This window comes from Mesorhizobium sp. M7A.F.Ca.US.005.03.1.1 (genome assembly GCF_003997975.1).
GTDB lineage: Bacteria > Pseudomonadota > Alphaproteobacteria > Rhizobiales > Rhizobiaceae > Mesorhizobium > Mesorhizobium ciceri.
In genome coordinates this window covers 1-13,787 of sequence record NZ_RZRO01000132.1, presented here as the reverse complement: position 1 = coordinate 13,787, position 13,787 = coordinate 1, and the positions used below count along the sequence as shown (strand labels likewise).

Here is a 13,787-nt window from a genome sequence, read left to right as displayed (position 1 = left end):
TCGCAGGTTTCAAGGCGAAGTATCCGGAAATCACCGTCAACGAACTCAACCCCGACGCCGGCTCCGGCGACGAGGTCGAGGCGATCAAGGCCAACAAGGACAACAAGGGCCCGCAGGCGCCCGACGTCATCGACGTCGGCCTGTCCTTCGGCCCGACCGCCAAGGCCGATGGCCTGATCCAGCCTTACAAGGTGTCGACCTGGGACTCGATCCCCGACAGCGCCAAGGATGCCGACGGCTTCTGGTACGGCGACTATTACGGCGTTCTGTCGTTCATGGTGAACAAGGACCTGATCAAGGAATCGCCCACCGACTGGGCCGACCTCTTGAAGCCGGAATTCGCCAACGCGGTCGCTCTTGCCGGCGATCCGCGCGTTTCAAACCAAGCCATCCAGGCTGTCTACGCCGCCGGCCTTTCCGGTGGCGCCGCAGCCGGTGAAGCTGCCGGCACTGCTGGCCTAGACTTCTTCAAGAAGCTCAACGCGGCCGGCAATTTCGTTCCGGTCGTGGGCAAGCCGGCAACGCTTGCCCAGGGTCAGACTCCGATCCTGATCAACTGGGACTACAACGCGCTCGCCGGCCGCGACACGCTGAAGGGCAACCCGCCCGTCGACGTCATCGTGCCGAAGACCGGCGTCGTCGCCGGCGTCTACGTGCAGGCGATCAGCGCCTACGCGCCGCATCCGAATGCAGCCAAGCTGTGGATGGAATACCTCTACTCCGACGAAGGCCAGATCGGCTGGCTGAAGGGCTATTGCCACCCGATCCGCTTCAACGATCTCGCCAAGAACGGCAAGATCCCGGCGGACGTGCTGGCCAAGCTGCCGCCGGCGGAATCCTATGCCTCGGCCGCGTTCCCGTCGCTCGACGAGCAGGCTAAGGCCAAGGAAGCTATCAGCAAGAACTGGGACGCCACTGTCGGCGCCAACGTCAAGTAAGACTTGAAATCCACCGGGCGGCCGCGAGGCCGCCCGGTCCTTCCTCGAAGACGGTAGCCGGCGCATGACCGATCTCTCGCTTTCAAATCAGGCATTCGCCACCAAGCCGGTGCCGCCGAAGGAGGCGACCGCCTTCCGCTTGCCGACGCAATGGATAGGCGTGGCGCCGTTCTTCATCTTTGCCCTAATGTTCTTGATCCTGCCCACGCTCTATCTCGTCGTGGGAGCCTTCCGGAACGGTGAAGGCGGGTTCACGCTCGACAATATTCTGCAGCTGGTCAGCGATCCGTCGATCAGCAATTCTTACTGGTCTTCGATCAAGATCAGTTTCTGGTCGGCCATCATCGGGGCGTTTGCCGGGCTCGCCATCGCGATCGCGATCGTGCGCGGCGGACTGCCAAGCTGGACGCGCTCCGCGACCCTGACGTTTTCGGGCGTCGCCTCGAATTTTGCCGGCTTGCCGCTCGCCTTCGCGTTCCTGGCTACGCTCGGCCGCGTCGGTATCGTCACGACGCTTCTGCGTGACGTGCTCAACATCAACATTTACGCGATGGGCTTCAATTTTCTCACCACAACGGGCCTGATCGCGGTCTATCTGTTCTTTCAGATTCCCCTGATGGTGGTCATCATCGTACCAGCCATCGACGGCTTGAAGAAGGAGTGGGGCGAGGCTGCGGCCACGCTCGGTGCCACGCAGGCGCAGTACTGGCGCATGGTTGTCATCCCTGTGATATGGCCGAGTTTTCTCGGTACGGTCATCCTGTTGTTTGCGAACGCCTTCGGCGCCATCGCCACCGCTTATGCGTTTGCCGGTCCGACGCTTAATATCGTTCCGATCAAGCTCTACTCGCAGATGAATGGCGACGTGCTGCACAACCCGCAACTCGCTTATGCCATAGCCTTTGGCATGATCGTCATCACCGGGCTTGCGAATGTCTTCTACATCTGGTTTCGGACTCGGTCCGAAAGGTGGCTCAAATGAAGTCGGGTAAGTTCTGGGCCTGGGTCGTCTTTGTTGTCGGGGCTGCCTATTTCTTTATTCCGTTGATGGCGACGGTCGAGTTCTCGCTGCGCATGCGGCGCGGCGTCCACTCCTTCGACGCCTATCAAGTCGTGCTGGGAGACGCGCGCTTCCAGTCAACTTTCCTCTTTTCAGTCATCGCTGCGCTCTGCACCATTATCCTGGGGGTGCTGATCGTGGTGCCGGCGGCATACTGGATCCGGCTGCGTCTGCCTCAGCTCAGGCCAATCGTCGAATTCATCACCCTTTTGCCGCTGGTCATTCCGGCAATCGTCATCGTCTTCGGCTATATCAGGATGTACGGCTCGAACTCGCCGCTGCCATTCTTGGCAAGCAATTGGGGTGCGAACGCGTTGCTTGTCATTGGCTATACGACGCTGTCTCTGCCTTACATGTATCGGGCCGTTGACACCGGTCTGCGCACCATCGATGTGCGTACGCTGACCGAAGCCGCGCAAATTCTGGGTGCGGGCTGGGGCACCATCATCACCCGCGTCATCCTGCCCAATGTGCTGATCGCGGTGCTGTCCGGCGCATTCCTGACTTTCGCCATCGTCATTGGCGAGTTTACAATGGCCAGCCTGCTCAGCCGTCCGGCTTTCGGCCCGTATCTGCAGAACATCGGCGCCAACCGTGCATACGAGCCCGCAGCCCTTGCAGTGATCGCCTTCGCCATCACCTGGGGCTGCATGTCGCTGATCCAGATCCTGTCCCGCTTCGCGCCGAAATCGGCGAACCGCCCAAATTGATCGAGAGAACCACGCCATGGCCGACCCATTCCTCTCCATCCAGCACGTTCGAAAATCCTTCGGCGCCACCACGGTGGTGGAGGACTTCAATCTCGACGTAGAGCGCGGCGAATTCGTCTCCTTCCTCGGGCCATCCGGCTGCGGCAAGACGACGGTGTTGCGCATGGTTGCCGGTTTCGAGGAGCCGAGCGCGGGCACGATCGTCGTCAGCGGCAAGGACATTACGAGACTGAAGCCCAACCAGCGCAATGTCGGCATGGTGTTCCAGGCCTATGCCCTGTTCCCGAACCTGACCGTGGCGCAGAATATCGGCTTCGGCTTGAAGGTCGCTGGCATGCCGAGGGCGGACATCGATGCCCGCGTCGCCGAGATGCTCGGCATCATCAAGCTGCCGCAGATGGCGGATCGCTATCCCTACCAGCTCTCGGGCGGCCAGCAGCAGCGCATCGCGCTAGCCCGCGCCATCGCGCCGAAGCCAAAGCTGCTGCTGCTCGACGAGCCGCTGTCGGCGCTCGACGCCAAGGTGCGCGTGTCGCTGCGCGAGGAAATCCGGTCGATCCAGAAGAAGCTCGGCATCACCACCATCTTCGTCACGCACGACCAGGAAGAGGCGCTGTCGATCTCGGACCGCATCGCCGTCATGTATGGCGGCAAGGCCGAGCAGGTCGGCACGCCATTCGAGATCTACAACCGGCCGGCAACCAAGTTCGTCGCCAATTTCGTCGGCACGCTGAATGTGCTGGAAGGCACCGTCACCGATGCCGCCGCGGGCACGGTGAGGGTCAATTCCGAACAGGTCTCGCTCAAGGGCAAGCTCAACGGTTCCAAGTCGGGCGACACGCTGTCCCTGGCGCTGCGTCCGGAAGTTATTTCGCTGGGCCGCCAGCCTGGCCGTGACTCCAGCCTATCCGGAGAAATCTCCGAAGTGCATTTCCTCGGATCGGTCATCCGGGTTCGTGTCGGCATCGGCGGCAACACGGTCTCGCTCGACACGTTCAACAGCCCGGCAACGCCGCCCCCCGCAGTTGGTGAGAAGGCCGAGATCTCGTTTTCTTCGAGCGATATGCTCGTGCTGCACTAGGCTGCTGCGCTTGTTTGGAATGAATGGCTGTATCCCGGTTAGCGAAGGGGGAAGGATGCTTCCGCCGCGTGGCATGGGCTGCAGTGCAGGGAAGTCCGCGTTTAAGCGCGCCCCATATCAGATGATTTCAATGTCGGTGTGGACGGCGATTTGTCAGGAAGCAATTCGAGGTATTTTCTGCCGGCTCGAGCTTGCCGGGTAATCAACAATTTCCAGCCGCTTTGCCGCTGCCAGAATCTCGCTTCCCGGCTATAAGAGGCCATGGTTCTTTTCGAACTGACACTCGTTCTGCTGTTGATCGCCGTTGCGCTGACGGCGCTGTCGCGGCGCGTGCAGGTTCCTTATCCCTCTTTGCTGGCGCTGGCAGGGGTGGCCATCGCCTTCGTGCCTGGCGTGCCGACCATCGAGATCGACCCGGAACTGGCGCTTGCCCTGTTCATCGCGCCGGTACTGCTCGACGCCGCCTATGACACGTCGCTGCGCGATCTCAACCGCTACAAGGTGCCGCTTGTGCTGCTGGCGCTTGGTGCCGTCCTTTTCACGACAGCGACGGTGGCGCTGGCCGGCTGGGCGATGGCAGGTCTGCCGATTGCCGCGGCCATAGCGCTTGGCGCCATCGTGGCGCCGCCCGATGCGGTTGCGGCATCGGCCGTACTTGGCCAGTTCAAGGTGCCGCATCGCATCACTGCCATTCTGCAAGGCGAGAGCCTGCTTAACGACGCCACCGCGCTGCTGATTTACCGAATGGCGATTTCTGCGGCAGCAGGCTCCATTCTGCTGAGCAGCGCCGTTCCGATGATCCTGCTGTCCACGCTCGGCAGTCTTGCGGCCGGCTATCTGCTTGGCCGGTTGTCTCTGATGACGCTGGGCCGGATCGAGGACCCGGCGAGCGGCACTGTGGTGCAATTTGCCGGCACGTTCGGGGTCTGGATCCTGGCCGACAGGATCGGACTGTCGGCCATCATCACCATAGTCGTCTATGCCATGACGATCGCCCGCACCGCGCCGCGCCGCATGCCGGCCAGAAACCGCATCAGCTCTTATTCCGTCTGGGAAACGGCGGTCTTCGTGCTCAATGTTCTGGCTTTCGTGCTGATGGGCCTGCAGGCGCGTACGATCGTCGGCCGGCTTGCCGGGCAGGGGCAGACCGATGCGTTCGTCCTGGCCGGGACAGTGCTCGCCATCGTCATCGTCTCACGCTTCGTCTGGGTTCTGGGGTGCGGCGCGATCATCAGGTGGTTTGACCGTTTCGGCGTGGCTGATCGTCAGCGTGACGCTCCGTCGTTTCGTGGCGGCGTGCTGATCGGCTGGTGCGGGATGCGCGGTTTGGTGACGCTTGCGGCGGCATTCGCCCTGCCGGCTGAATTCCCGGCCCGCGACCCGATCGTGCTCGCTGCCTTCACGGTCGTCCTCGGCACGCTGGTGCTGCAAGGCATGAGCCTGAAGCCGCTGCTGCGCCTTTTGAATCTCAATCCTGACGAAACGGTCGACCGCGAGGTTGCGCAGGCGCGCGTTATGGTCATGCAGGCGGCGCTCGACATATTGAGCGGCAAGACATCGGACGCTGCGGCCGCGGTGCGCGAGCAATATGCCGCTCAACGCAAGATCGCCAAAAACCCCGACGATGCCCAGGCGGCGACCGAATATGACCGCTTGCGTCTTTATGCGATCAAGAGCCAGCGCGACGCGCTGGAGGAATTGCGCCGCAACGAGACGATTGGCGACGAAGCCTATCATCGCCTTGAGGAAGAGATCGACTGGACCGAACTGGCCGCGTCGCCACCCGGCCGGTTCCAGCCGCTGAATACTTGAGGCATCGCACGCCGTTTTCCGGCGCACGGAAGATACCGAAGTGCTTCGGGATCGGTGCATGATCCCGGTCAGGGGCAAGGCTGGTCCAAGCCACGTCCATTCTCCTGCACATTGCAACCGCGGCATCGAACCGCTACTGCCAACACGAAATTGAGCCGGATAAGCAATGAAGCTGGTCAGCTACAACATCCAGTACGGGTTCGGCAGCGACGGGCGCTACGATCTTTCGCGCGCCGCGCGCATCGTTGCCGGCGCCGACGTCATTGCACTGCAGGAAGTCGAGCGTCACTGGCAACGCAGCAATTTCGACGATCAGCCGGAACTGCTTTCCAGCCTGCTGCCCGACTATCACTGGGTCTATGGCCCGGCCTTCGACATGGACGCCAGCGAGCGGCATGACGGCCGCCTGGTCAACCGGCGCCGCCAGTTCGGCACCATGGTGCTGTCGAAACTGCCGATCGTCTGGTCGCGGCTGCATGCGCTGCCGATGCGCCGCACGCAGCGGCCGCTCAACACCCGCAATGCAGCACTCGAATGCATGATCCGCACGCCGGCAGGGCCGGTGCGGGTGTTGTCGCTGCATCTCGCCCATATCGCGGCCGAGGAGCGGCTGGAGCAGATCGACTATCTCCTGGCCGAGCATCGCCGGGCACCGTCCGACGGCGGGCCGTGGAGCGGCGTCGACGACGAGCCCACGCGCAACTGGACCAGCGGCGAAGCGGAGCCGGAAAACCCGCTGGCGGCGATCTGGATGGGCGATTTCAACATGGAGCCGGGCAGCGCCGAATATCGCCGCATCGTCGGCAGCACGCCCTACCATCCGGGTGCCGCCTATCTCAGCGGTTTCGTCGATGCCGCCGCTGTTGCCGGGGAGCCGGTTCCGGACTTCCACACCCATGTGAAGAACATCGACGGCAGACTGGCAAAGCGCCGGCTCGACCATTGCTTCGTCGGCGGCATGTTCGCCGGGCGGGTGCGTTCGATCTGTGCCGATATCGACGAGGTTGCGTCGGATCATTTTCCGTTGCGGGTCGACATCGACCTGGAAACGCCCGGCATTGCCACATGACGCTTTTCGTTTTTTTTGCAGTGCTTGCCGCCGCTGCCATGCACGCGATCTGGAATGCGCTGGTCAAGGTTCATCTCGACCGCTTCCTGTCGATCACGCTGATGACGCTCGGCATGGGCGCGGCGGCACTCGTGGTGCTGCCCTTCGTCGAAGTGCCGAAGGCGGAGGTGTGGCCCTACATCATCGCCTCCGTCATTTTCCACATGGGCTACCGCACCTTCCTGATCGGCGCCTACAAGGCGGGCGATTTCGCCCAGACCTATCCGCTGGCGCGGGGCACCGCACCTCTGCTCTCGGCCTTTGGCGGCATGTTCGTCGTTGCCGAGATTCCCGGCCCGTTCGCCATGCTCGGCATCTTCCTGTTGTCGGCCGGCACGCTGGTGATGTCGTTTCGTGGCGGCGCACATCTGGAAAAACTCAATCTGCGCGCGGTTGGCTTCGCACTGGGCACTTCCATCTTCATTGCCAGTTACACGCTGTCCGACGGCAGCGGCGCACGGCTGGCGGCAACCGCGCAGAGCTATGCAGCCTGGCTGTTCATCTGCGATGCTTTTGGCGCCTTGGTGCTGTGCCTCATCTTCCGCGGGCCGAAGGCGCTGCCGGTGTTGGCGCGCGACTGGAAGGCAGGACTGTTCACGGGCGTGCTCAGCGGCGCCGCCTACTGGATCGTCATGTGGGCGATGACCAAGGCGCCGATCGCCTCCGTGGCCTCGCTGCGCGAAACCTCGATTCTGTTTGCCATGATGATCTCGGTCTTCGCTCTCGGCGAAAAAATGACCGGCTGGCGCGGTGCCGCCGCGCTCAGCATCGTCGCCGGCGTCGTTGCGCTCAGGCTCGGCTGATTTCGACCCTAATTGAGTACGGTCATCAACTGGCCACGTCGTTCCGGACTGAAACGGATGACGACGATGATGCAGATGGCGACCACGCCTGCGAACAGCGCCAGGGCATAGCCATAGCTGCCTCCGGCGCTTTCCGCGATTCCTGCCTGATAGGGGCCGCCATAGGACGCGGCGAGATTGCCCGCCTGATAGATAAAGCCGGGCAAGGTCGCCCGCACCGCCCCGGGCGAAAGCTCGTTGAGGTGCACGGGGATGACGCCCCAGGCGCCCTGGACCGCGACCTGCATGACGAAGGCGCCGATGGCGAGCATGAACGGCGTGGTCGAGTAGGCCCATAGCGGGATCGACGGCAAGGCGATCAGGCAGGCCAGCGTGATGGCGTTGACGCGGCCGATCTTTTCGGACAGCGCGCCGAATGCCAGGCCGCCGACGATGGCGCCGATATTGGCGACGATGGTGATCCAGCTCACCGTATGCGGATCGAAGCCGTGCTGCTTCTTCAGGAAGGTCGGGTAGAGGTCCTGCGTGCCATGACTAAAGAAATTGAAGAACATCATCAGCACGACGGCATAGAGCGCGACACCCCAGTGTTTCTGCAGGGTTTCCCACATGCCCGGTCGAGCCGTCTTCTGCGCTTCGACGAAGGCCGGCGATTCCGGCACATGCGAGCGGATGAAGAGCACAATCAGCGCCGGCACGAAGCTGAGCAGGAACATGGCGCGCCAGCCGATCGTGTAGCCGCCGATCGTCTGCTGATAGAGCAGGCCATAGACCACCGCCGCCAGCAGATAGCCGGCCGGATAGCCGCATTGCAGGATGCCGGAGACCATGCCGCGTGCGCTCGGCGGAATGGATTCCATGGCCAGCGAACTGCCAAGCCCCCATTCGCCGCCCATGGCGATGCCGAACAGCGCACGCAGGGCGAGGAAGATGCCGAGATTGGGCGAGAAGGCGGCCAGCGCGCCGATCACCGAATAGCTCACGATGTTGAGCATGAGGATCGGCTTGCGCCCGTATTTGTCGGCAAGCATGCCGAAGAAGAACGCGCCGATGAAGCGTGTGGCCAAGGTCAGGAACAGCGCCTTGGAGACCGCGGGCACGTCGGCGTGGAATTCGGTCGCGATATCGGTGAGCAGGAATGTCAGAAGGAAGAAATCGAAAGCATCGAGCGTCCAGCCCAGGAACGAGGCGAGGACGGTCTTCTTCTGCTGCGAATTAAGGGGCAAATCTTCCTCCTCCACCATCATCGATGTGAGGAATTATCAGCCAGTTCAGGGAAGACCGGTGGTCACTTTTTCGCGCGGCTCATTTGATCGAACGCCCGCTGAGGTGCGATGAGGAGCGACCGGCGCCATCTGTCGATGAACTCGATCGTGGCTTGATGGTGAGTCTAGATTTCGAGATCAAACACCATCAGCCCGTCCGTGCCGCCTTCCAGGGCAGCGACCAGGCGTGCGCCGGCGCGCTGGTGCGCTTCATGCGCAAGATAGGCATCGCGCGCGGCAGCATCGCGGAAGTCGATGGTGAAGCCATGGGTGAAGCCGCGTGCGAACGGCTCCGGGCTGACATTGGCGCTGAATTTTACGGCGTCCATGCCGTCGATAACCTGTCGCAGCGCTTCGAGATCGGCATGGATCGCCGTGCGTTCGGCGGCGTCGACATCATTGCGAAATCTAGCGAAAACACAGTGCCTGATCATGTCTTGCTCCTCAGCGGCTAAGCAGCCCGGTTTCCGGAAAACACCGCCGGCGGCAGCGGCTCGCGGCCGAGGACCAGATCGGCTCCTTTTTCACCGACCATTATTGTCGGCGCATTGGTGTTGGATGAAGGCACGCGCGGCATCACCGAGGCATCGCAAACGCGCAGGCCCTCGATGCCGCGCAACCGCAGATCCGGTGTCACCACGGCCATGTCGTCATGGCCCATGCGGCAGGTGCCAACCGGGTGATGGTCGGTTTTGGAGGTGCGGCAGGCATAGTCGAACAGCTCGTCGTCGCTGGCGAGCGACGGCCCGGGCAGCACTTCGCGCAGCACGTAAGGGGCAAGCGCCTTCTGCCGCATGATCTGGCGCGCCAGTCGCAGCCCCTTGATCGACATGGCGCGGTCATAGGGATCGGACCAGTAGTTCGGATCGATCAGCGGGTGGTCGGCCGGGTCGGCACTCTTCAGCCGCACCGTGCCGCGTGAGCGCGGCCGCAGGAAGGCCGAGTTCAGGGTGACACCTGGATTGTTCAGCTTCTCGACGCCGGCCTCGATGCCGGATCCCAAGCCGAGATGGAACTGAATGTCGGGCGAGGCGGCGGTCGGGTCGGCGTACCAGAAGCCGCCGGTCTCGAACAGGCTGGAGGCCACCGGGCCTTTCTTCAGCAGCAGATATTGCAGACCGGCCCAGGCCGTGCGGTGCAGCTTGGCGTAGTTGTCATAGGTGTGATCGCCGGTGCATTCGGCGATGACGAACAAATCGAGATGGTCCTGCATGTTGGAGCCGACGCCGGGCAGGTCATGCACCGGCGTGACGCCGACCGACTTCAGATGGTCTGCGGGGCCGATCCCCGACTGCATCAGGAGTTTCGGCGAGCCGATGGCGCCGGACGAGACGATCACCTCGCGTTCGGCGCGCAGGATTTTCTTCTCGCCGCCCGGCCTGTCGACCACCTCGACGCCGATAGCGCGACCGTTCTCGACGACGATGCGCGTCACCAGCACATCGGTTCGGAGGGTCAGGTTCTTGCGGCTGCGGATCGGCTTCAAATAAGCGACCGAGGCGGAGGAGCGTCGGGCATCCTTCTGGGTCAGCTGGTAGTAGCCGACGCCTTCCTGGGCAGCGCCGTTGAAGTCCGGGTTGAAGGGGATGCCCATCTCCTGGCCGGCACGGAAATAGGCCTCGCAGATAGGTAGCGGCGCAATCGGGTTGGACACGCCGAGCGGGCCCTGGTCGCCATGAAAGTCGTTGGCGTAGCGCTGGTTGTTTTCGGCGCGCTTGAAATAGGGCAGCACGTCGCGATAGCCCCAGCCGGCGAGGCCTTCTTCCTTCTCCCAGGCGTCGTAGTCGCGGGCATTGCCGCGCGTGTAGATCTGCGCGTTGATGGACGAGCCGCCGCCGACCACCTTGGCCTGCGTGTACCAGAAGACGCGGTCCTTCATGTGCTTTTGCGGCACGGTCGACCAACCCCAGGAAGCAATGCCTTTGGTCATCTTGGCGAAGCCCGCCGGCATGTGGATGTAGGGGTGCCAGTCCTTGCCGCCGGCTTCCAGCAGCAGGACCGAATTGCTGGGATCTTCGCTCAGCCGGTTGGCCATAACGCAGCCGGCAGGACCGGCGCCCACGATGATATAGTCAGTCATTTCCTGATCCATTCATAGCCGTGGCACCGAGAGCGCGCCGTCGACATTGATGATCGAGCCGGTCGAAAAGCCGAGCTTGCCGCCGGCGAGCGTCGCCACCACCGCGCCGATGTCCGATGCTTCGCCCCAGCGTTTGGCCGGAACCAGGCCGCCGTCGATAAGGGCGTCATATTTGGCGGTCACGCCTGAGGTCATGTCGGTGCGGATGATGCCGGGCCGGACTTCGAAGACGGCGATGTTTTCAGGCGCAAGCCGCAACGCCAGGTTCTTCACCCACATCGAAAGCCCGGCCTTCGAGATGCAGTAGTCCGGCCGTTCCGGCGACGCCATTTCAGCACTGACCGAGGTGATGGTGATGATGGATCTCTGATCGCCTGGCGCAGCCAGCATCGCCTTGGCGACAGCCTGGCTGAGGAAGACGGTGCCGCGCAGGTTGATGCCCAGCGTGCGATCGAAATTCTCCGGCTTGAGGTCCAAGAGGTCACCGCGCACCACGGCGCCGACGCCGGCATTGTTGACCAGGCAGTCGATGCGGCCGAAGGCGCGCATCGCGGCATCGACAAGTGCTGTATGGGTGTCGAGGTCCGCGATGTCGCACCTGACATAGGCGAATTTTGCGCCACGCTTGGTGATGTCGGGGGCAAGTCCGTCGGCGGCTGTTTCGGCAAGGTCGGCGACCAGAATATCGAAGCCGGCATCCGCCAGTGCCTGGGCGCAGGCGAGGCCGATGCCGCGCGCGCCGCCGGTGACGATGGCGGCGGGGCGGGTCATGCGGCGAGGTCCGTCTTGCGGATGTGGTCAGCAACGCGCAGCGCTTGGGCTGCAATCGACAGCGCTGGGTTGACCGCCGCCGAGTTCGGCAGGAAACCGGCGTCGACGACGAACAGGTTCCGGTGGTCGAAGGAGCGGCAGTAGGGGTCGAGCGCCGCCGTCGCCGGATCGTCGCCCATCTTGATCGTGCCGCATTGATGCGACGGCGTGCGCTTGTCGAAGGGGCGCGACAGCACGATGGGATAGCCGCAGGCGCGGAAGTTTTCGCGCATTACCTTGTTCAGCCCGTCGAGCGACTGCATGTTGGAGCGCCGCCACTGCATGATGATGTCCTTGCCGTCGACCATGATGCGGCTTTCCGGGTCGGGCAGGTCTTCGCACATAAGGTACCAGTCGACGGCGTGGCCGGCCATGAAGTCGAGCGCGAATCCCGGCGTGTACTTGACATTGGCCCGCAGCATGTTGCCGTCGATCTTGCCGAGCAGTTGGACGTTCCCCAGCGGCTTACCGCCCTTGCCGTCGGACAGATAGTAGTCGTTGAGCATCAGCGTCTTCTGGTAGACGGCATCGTTGCGGCGGCGCGGATCGATCGCCAGCATGGCGCTGGAATTGTGGTTCATGAAATTGCGCCCGACCTGATCGGAGCGGTTGGCAAGGCCCTTGCCATCAGGAGACGGTGATCGCAGCAGGATGACGGCGGAATTGACCGCGCCAGCGGAGAGGATGACCAGTTTCGGCGCGACCTTTTTCAGCTCACCATTCTGCCGATAGTGGATGGCAGCAATGGTTTTGCCGTCGGTCGATGCCTCCAGGTACTCGACATAACAGCCGGTCTCGAGCCGGATGTTGGTGTCCTTCAGGGCCGCCGTCAGCGGTCCTGTCTGCGCGTCGACCTTGCCCTGGCCGGTGTTGGGAAACGCATCCCAGCCGGTCTTGCCCTCTTTCAGCCAGGTGTCGATGTCGACGCCGAGCGGCAGCGAGGCCGGATGCAGGCCGAGGTTTTTCAGCTCGGCGCGGGCGCGGGCGATCGGCGCCTCGTCGGGCACCGGCTTGTAGGCGTAGGGGATCGAATGGAACGGCTCGGTCGGATCCTCGCCCAGTGCACCGCGCACGCGAAACAGCTGTTCGGCTTTCGAATACCAGGGCTCGAATTCCTCATAGGAGAACGGCCATGCCGGCGAGACCCCGCCAAAGTGCTCCATGGCGGCGAAATCTTCCTTGCGGTAGCGGATCAGCACCGCGCCATAGAACTTCGAATTGCCGCCGACATAATAATAATTGCCGGGGTTGAAGGCGGCGCCGCCGGCCTCACGCCACATCTCCTTCGGCCTATAATGGCCGTCGACGAAGATCGAGCGCGTGTCGCGCGCGTGCGGCGTCGCCGGCAACGGCTCGCCGCGCTCGAGCATCAAGATCGAGGCGCCGCTGCCGGCAAGGCCGGAAGCGATCGTGGCGCCGCCGATGCCGGAGCCGATGATGACGATGTCCGGATTTCTCATGGCCTAAATCGCGTCCCGACGCGCTTTTGTTTTTTGTTTTGATGCATGTCGTTGCCCCAAAACCGGATCCACTTTTGGGCGACATACATTAGCGAATACGGGTCTCGGTCGCCGGATCGAAGAACACCGCCTTTGTCAGGTTGAAGGCGAGCGGCGTGTTGGTGCCCGGCTGAATGTTGGCGTCGGCGCGCAGCCGCGCCACCACGCCCTTGCCGCCGAGATTGGTGACGGCGAAGGTGTCCGAACCTGCCGGCTCGACGACCTCGATGTGACAGTCCGCGGTTGCGATGTGCGAGGCGTTGCGCTCGGCACCTTCCGGATCGGTCAGGGCTTCGGGACGGACACCGAAGATGATCGGCTTGCCCTGGAATGCCGACAGGCCCGCCGGCGCATTGGCCATCGGCAGGTTGATCGGCTCGCGCGCCTCGCGCTGCAGCACGACGGACAACGCATTGCCTGACGTACCGATCGTCGCCGGGATCAGGTTCATCGCCGGCGAGCCCATGAAGTCGGCGACGAAGAGATTGCTCGGGTTGTTGTAGATTTCGGCCGGCGTGCCGAACTGCTGCACCTCGCCGTCGCGCATCACGGCGATCTTGGTCGCCAGCGTCATCGCCTCGATCTGGTCGTGGGTGACGTAGACGATGGTGGTGCCGGTGG

The 13,787-nt window shown here is 63.0% G+C and carries 13 protein-coding genes; 7 read left to right on the top strand and 6 right to left on the bottom strand.

Going from position 1 to position 13,787, the window contains the following annotated elements:
• From EN990_RS32240 to EN990_RS32210, 7 genes are all read left to right on the top strand, one after another.
• The coding region (locus tag EN990_RS32240; RefSeq protein WP_164766199.1) for an ABC transporter substrate-binding protein at positions 1-938 on the top strand (938 nt) is incomplete at its 5' end.
• A gap of 187 nt (positions 939-1,125) precedes the next feature.
• Complete coding sequence (locus EN990_RS32235) at positions 1,126-1,920, top strand: ABC transporter permease subunit (RefSeq protein ID WP_224621361.1); 795 nt, start codon at positions 1,126-1,128, stop codon at positions 1,918-1,920.
• Positions 1,917-2,708, top strand: coding sequence for an ABC transporter permease (locus EN990_RS32230; protein ID WP_013529687.1), 792 nt, complete (start codon positions 1,917-1,919; stop codon positions 2,706-2,708). Before EN990_RS32235 ends, EN990_RS32230 begins: the two co-directional genes overlap by 4 nt.
• A 16-nt stretch (positions 2,709-2,724) precedes the next feature.
• On the top strand, positions 2,725-3,789 hold the full coding sequence (locus tag EN990_RS32225; RefSeq protein ID WP_127368667.1) for an ABC transporter ATP-binding protein: 1,065 nt from the start codon (positions 2,725-2,727) through the stop codon (positions 3,787-3,789).
• Between the two features lie 261 nt (positions 3,790-4,050).
• The gene (locus tag EN990_RS32220; RefSeq protein ID WP_127388522.1) at positions 4,051-5,601 is read left to right on the top strand and encodes a sodium:proton antiporter; all 1,551 of its coding nucleotides are present in this window, start codon (positions 4,051-4,053) and stop codon (positions 5,599-5,601) included.
• Positions 5,602-5,767: 166 nt separating this feature from the next.
• Entirely contained in the window at positions 5,768-6,670 is a 903-nt protein-coding gene (locus EN990_RS32215; RefSeq protein ID WP_127369604.1) for an endonuclease/exonuclease/phosphatase family protein, read from the top strand.
• Complete coding sequence (locus tag EN990_RS32210) at positions 6,667-7,512, top strand: EamA family transporter (protein ID WP_013529691.1); 846 nt, start codon at positions 6,667-6,669, stop codon at positions 7,510-7,512. Before EN990_RS32215 ends, EN990_RS32210 begins: the two co-directional genes overlap by 4 nt.
• A gap of 8 nt (positions 7,513-7,520) precedes the next feature.
• Here the strand turns inward: EN990_RS32210 and EN990_RS32205 are convergent, their stop codons facing one another.
• From EN990_RS32205 to EN990_RS32175, 6 genes are all read right to left on the bottom strand, one after another.
• Positions 7,521-8,738 (bottom strand): MFS transporter, encoded by a 1,218-nt coding sequence (locus tag EN990_RS32205; RefSeq protein WP_024502755.1) that lies wholly within the window; start codon positions 8,736-8,738, stop codon positions 7,521-7,523.
• 164 nt (positions 8,739-8,902) lie between these two features.
• Positions 8,903-9,211, bottom strand: a complete 309-nt coding sequence (locus EN990_RS32200) for a Dabb family protein (RefSeq protein WP_127369605.1) — start codon at positions 9,209-9,211, stop codon at positions 8,903-8,905.
• A 17-nt stretch (positions 9,212-9,228) separates the two neighbouring features.
• Positions 9,229-10,857, bottom strand: coding sequence for a choline dehydrogenase (locus tag EN990_RS32195; protein WP_127384926.1), 1,629 nt, complete (start codon positions 10,855-10,857; stop codon positions 9,229-9,231).
• 12 nt (positions 10,858-10,869) lie between these two features.
• Positions 10,870-11,628: a 3-ketoacyl-ACP reductase gene (locus tag EN990_RS32190; RefSeq protein WP_127368971.1), complete on the bottom strand. Its 759-nt coding sequence runs from the start codon at positions 11,626-11,628 to the stop codon at positions 10,870-10,872.
• On the bottom strand, positions 11,625-13,127 hold the full coding sequence (locus tag EN990_RS32185) for a GMC family oxidoreductase (RefSeq protein WP_127368972.1): 1,503 nt from the start codon (positions 13,125-13,127) through the stop codon (positions 11,625-11,627). The genes EN990_RS32190 and EN990_RS32185 overlap by 4 nt, the downstream gene beginning before the upstream one ends.
• Positions 13,128-13,215: 88 nt before the next feature.
• The coding region (locus tag EN990_RS32175) for a TOBE domain-containing protein (protein WP_164766198.1) at positions 13,216-13,787 on the bottom strand (572 nt) is incomplete at its 5' end.

Coding starts and splice junctions, on each gene's coding strand:
- EN990_RS32190 (WP_127368971.1), bottom strand. CDS start 11,628: ATGACCCGCCCCGCCGCCATCGTCACCGGCGGCGCGCGCGGCATCGGC.
- EN990_RS32220 (WP_127388522.1), top strand. CDS start 4,051: ATGGTTCTTTTCGAACTGACACTCGTTCTGCTGTTGATCGCCGTTGCG.
- EN990_RS32235 (WP_224621361.1), top strand. CDS start 1,126: ATGTTCTTGATCCTGCCCACGCTCTATCTCGTCGTGGGAGCCTTCCGG.
- EN990_RS32195 (WP_127384926.1), bottom strand. CDS start 10,857: ATGACTGACTATATCATCGTGGGCGCCGGTCCTGCCGGCTGCGTTATG.
- EN990_RS32225 (WP_127368667.1), top strand. CDS start 2,725: ATGGCCGACCCATTCCTCTCCATCCAGCACGTTCGAAAATCCTTCGGC.
- EN990_RS32230 (WP_013529687.1), top strand. CDS start 1,917: ATGAAGTCGGGTAAGTTCTGGGCCTGGGTCGTCTTTGTTGTCGGGGCT.
- EN990_RS32215 (WP_127369604.1), top strand. CDS start 5,768: ATGAAGCTGGTCAGCTACAACATCCAGTACGGGTTCGGCAGCGACGGG.
- EN990_RS32210 (WP_013529691.1), top strand. CDS start 6,667: ATGACGCTTTTCGTTTTTTTTGCAGTGCTTGCCGCCGCTGCCATGCAC.
- EN990_RS32185 (WP_127368972.1), bottom strand. CDS start 13,127: ATGAGAAATCCGGACATCGTCATCATCGGCTCCGGCATCGGCGGCGCC.
- EN990_RS32200 (WP_127369605.1), bottom strand. CDS start 9,211: ATGATCAGGCACTGTGTTTTCGCTAGATTTCGCAATGATGTCGACGCC.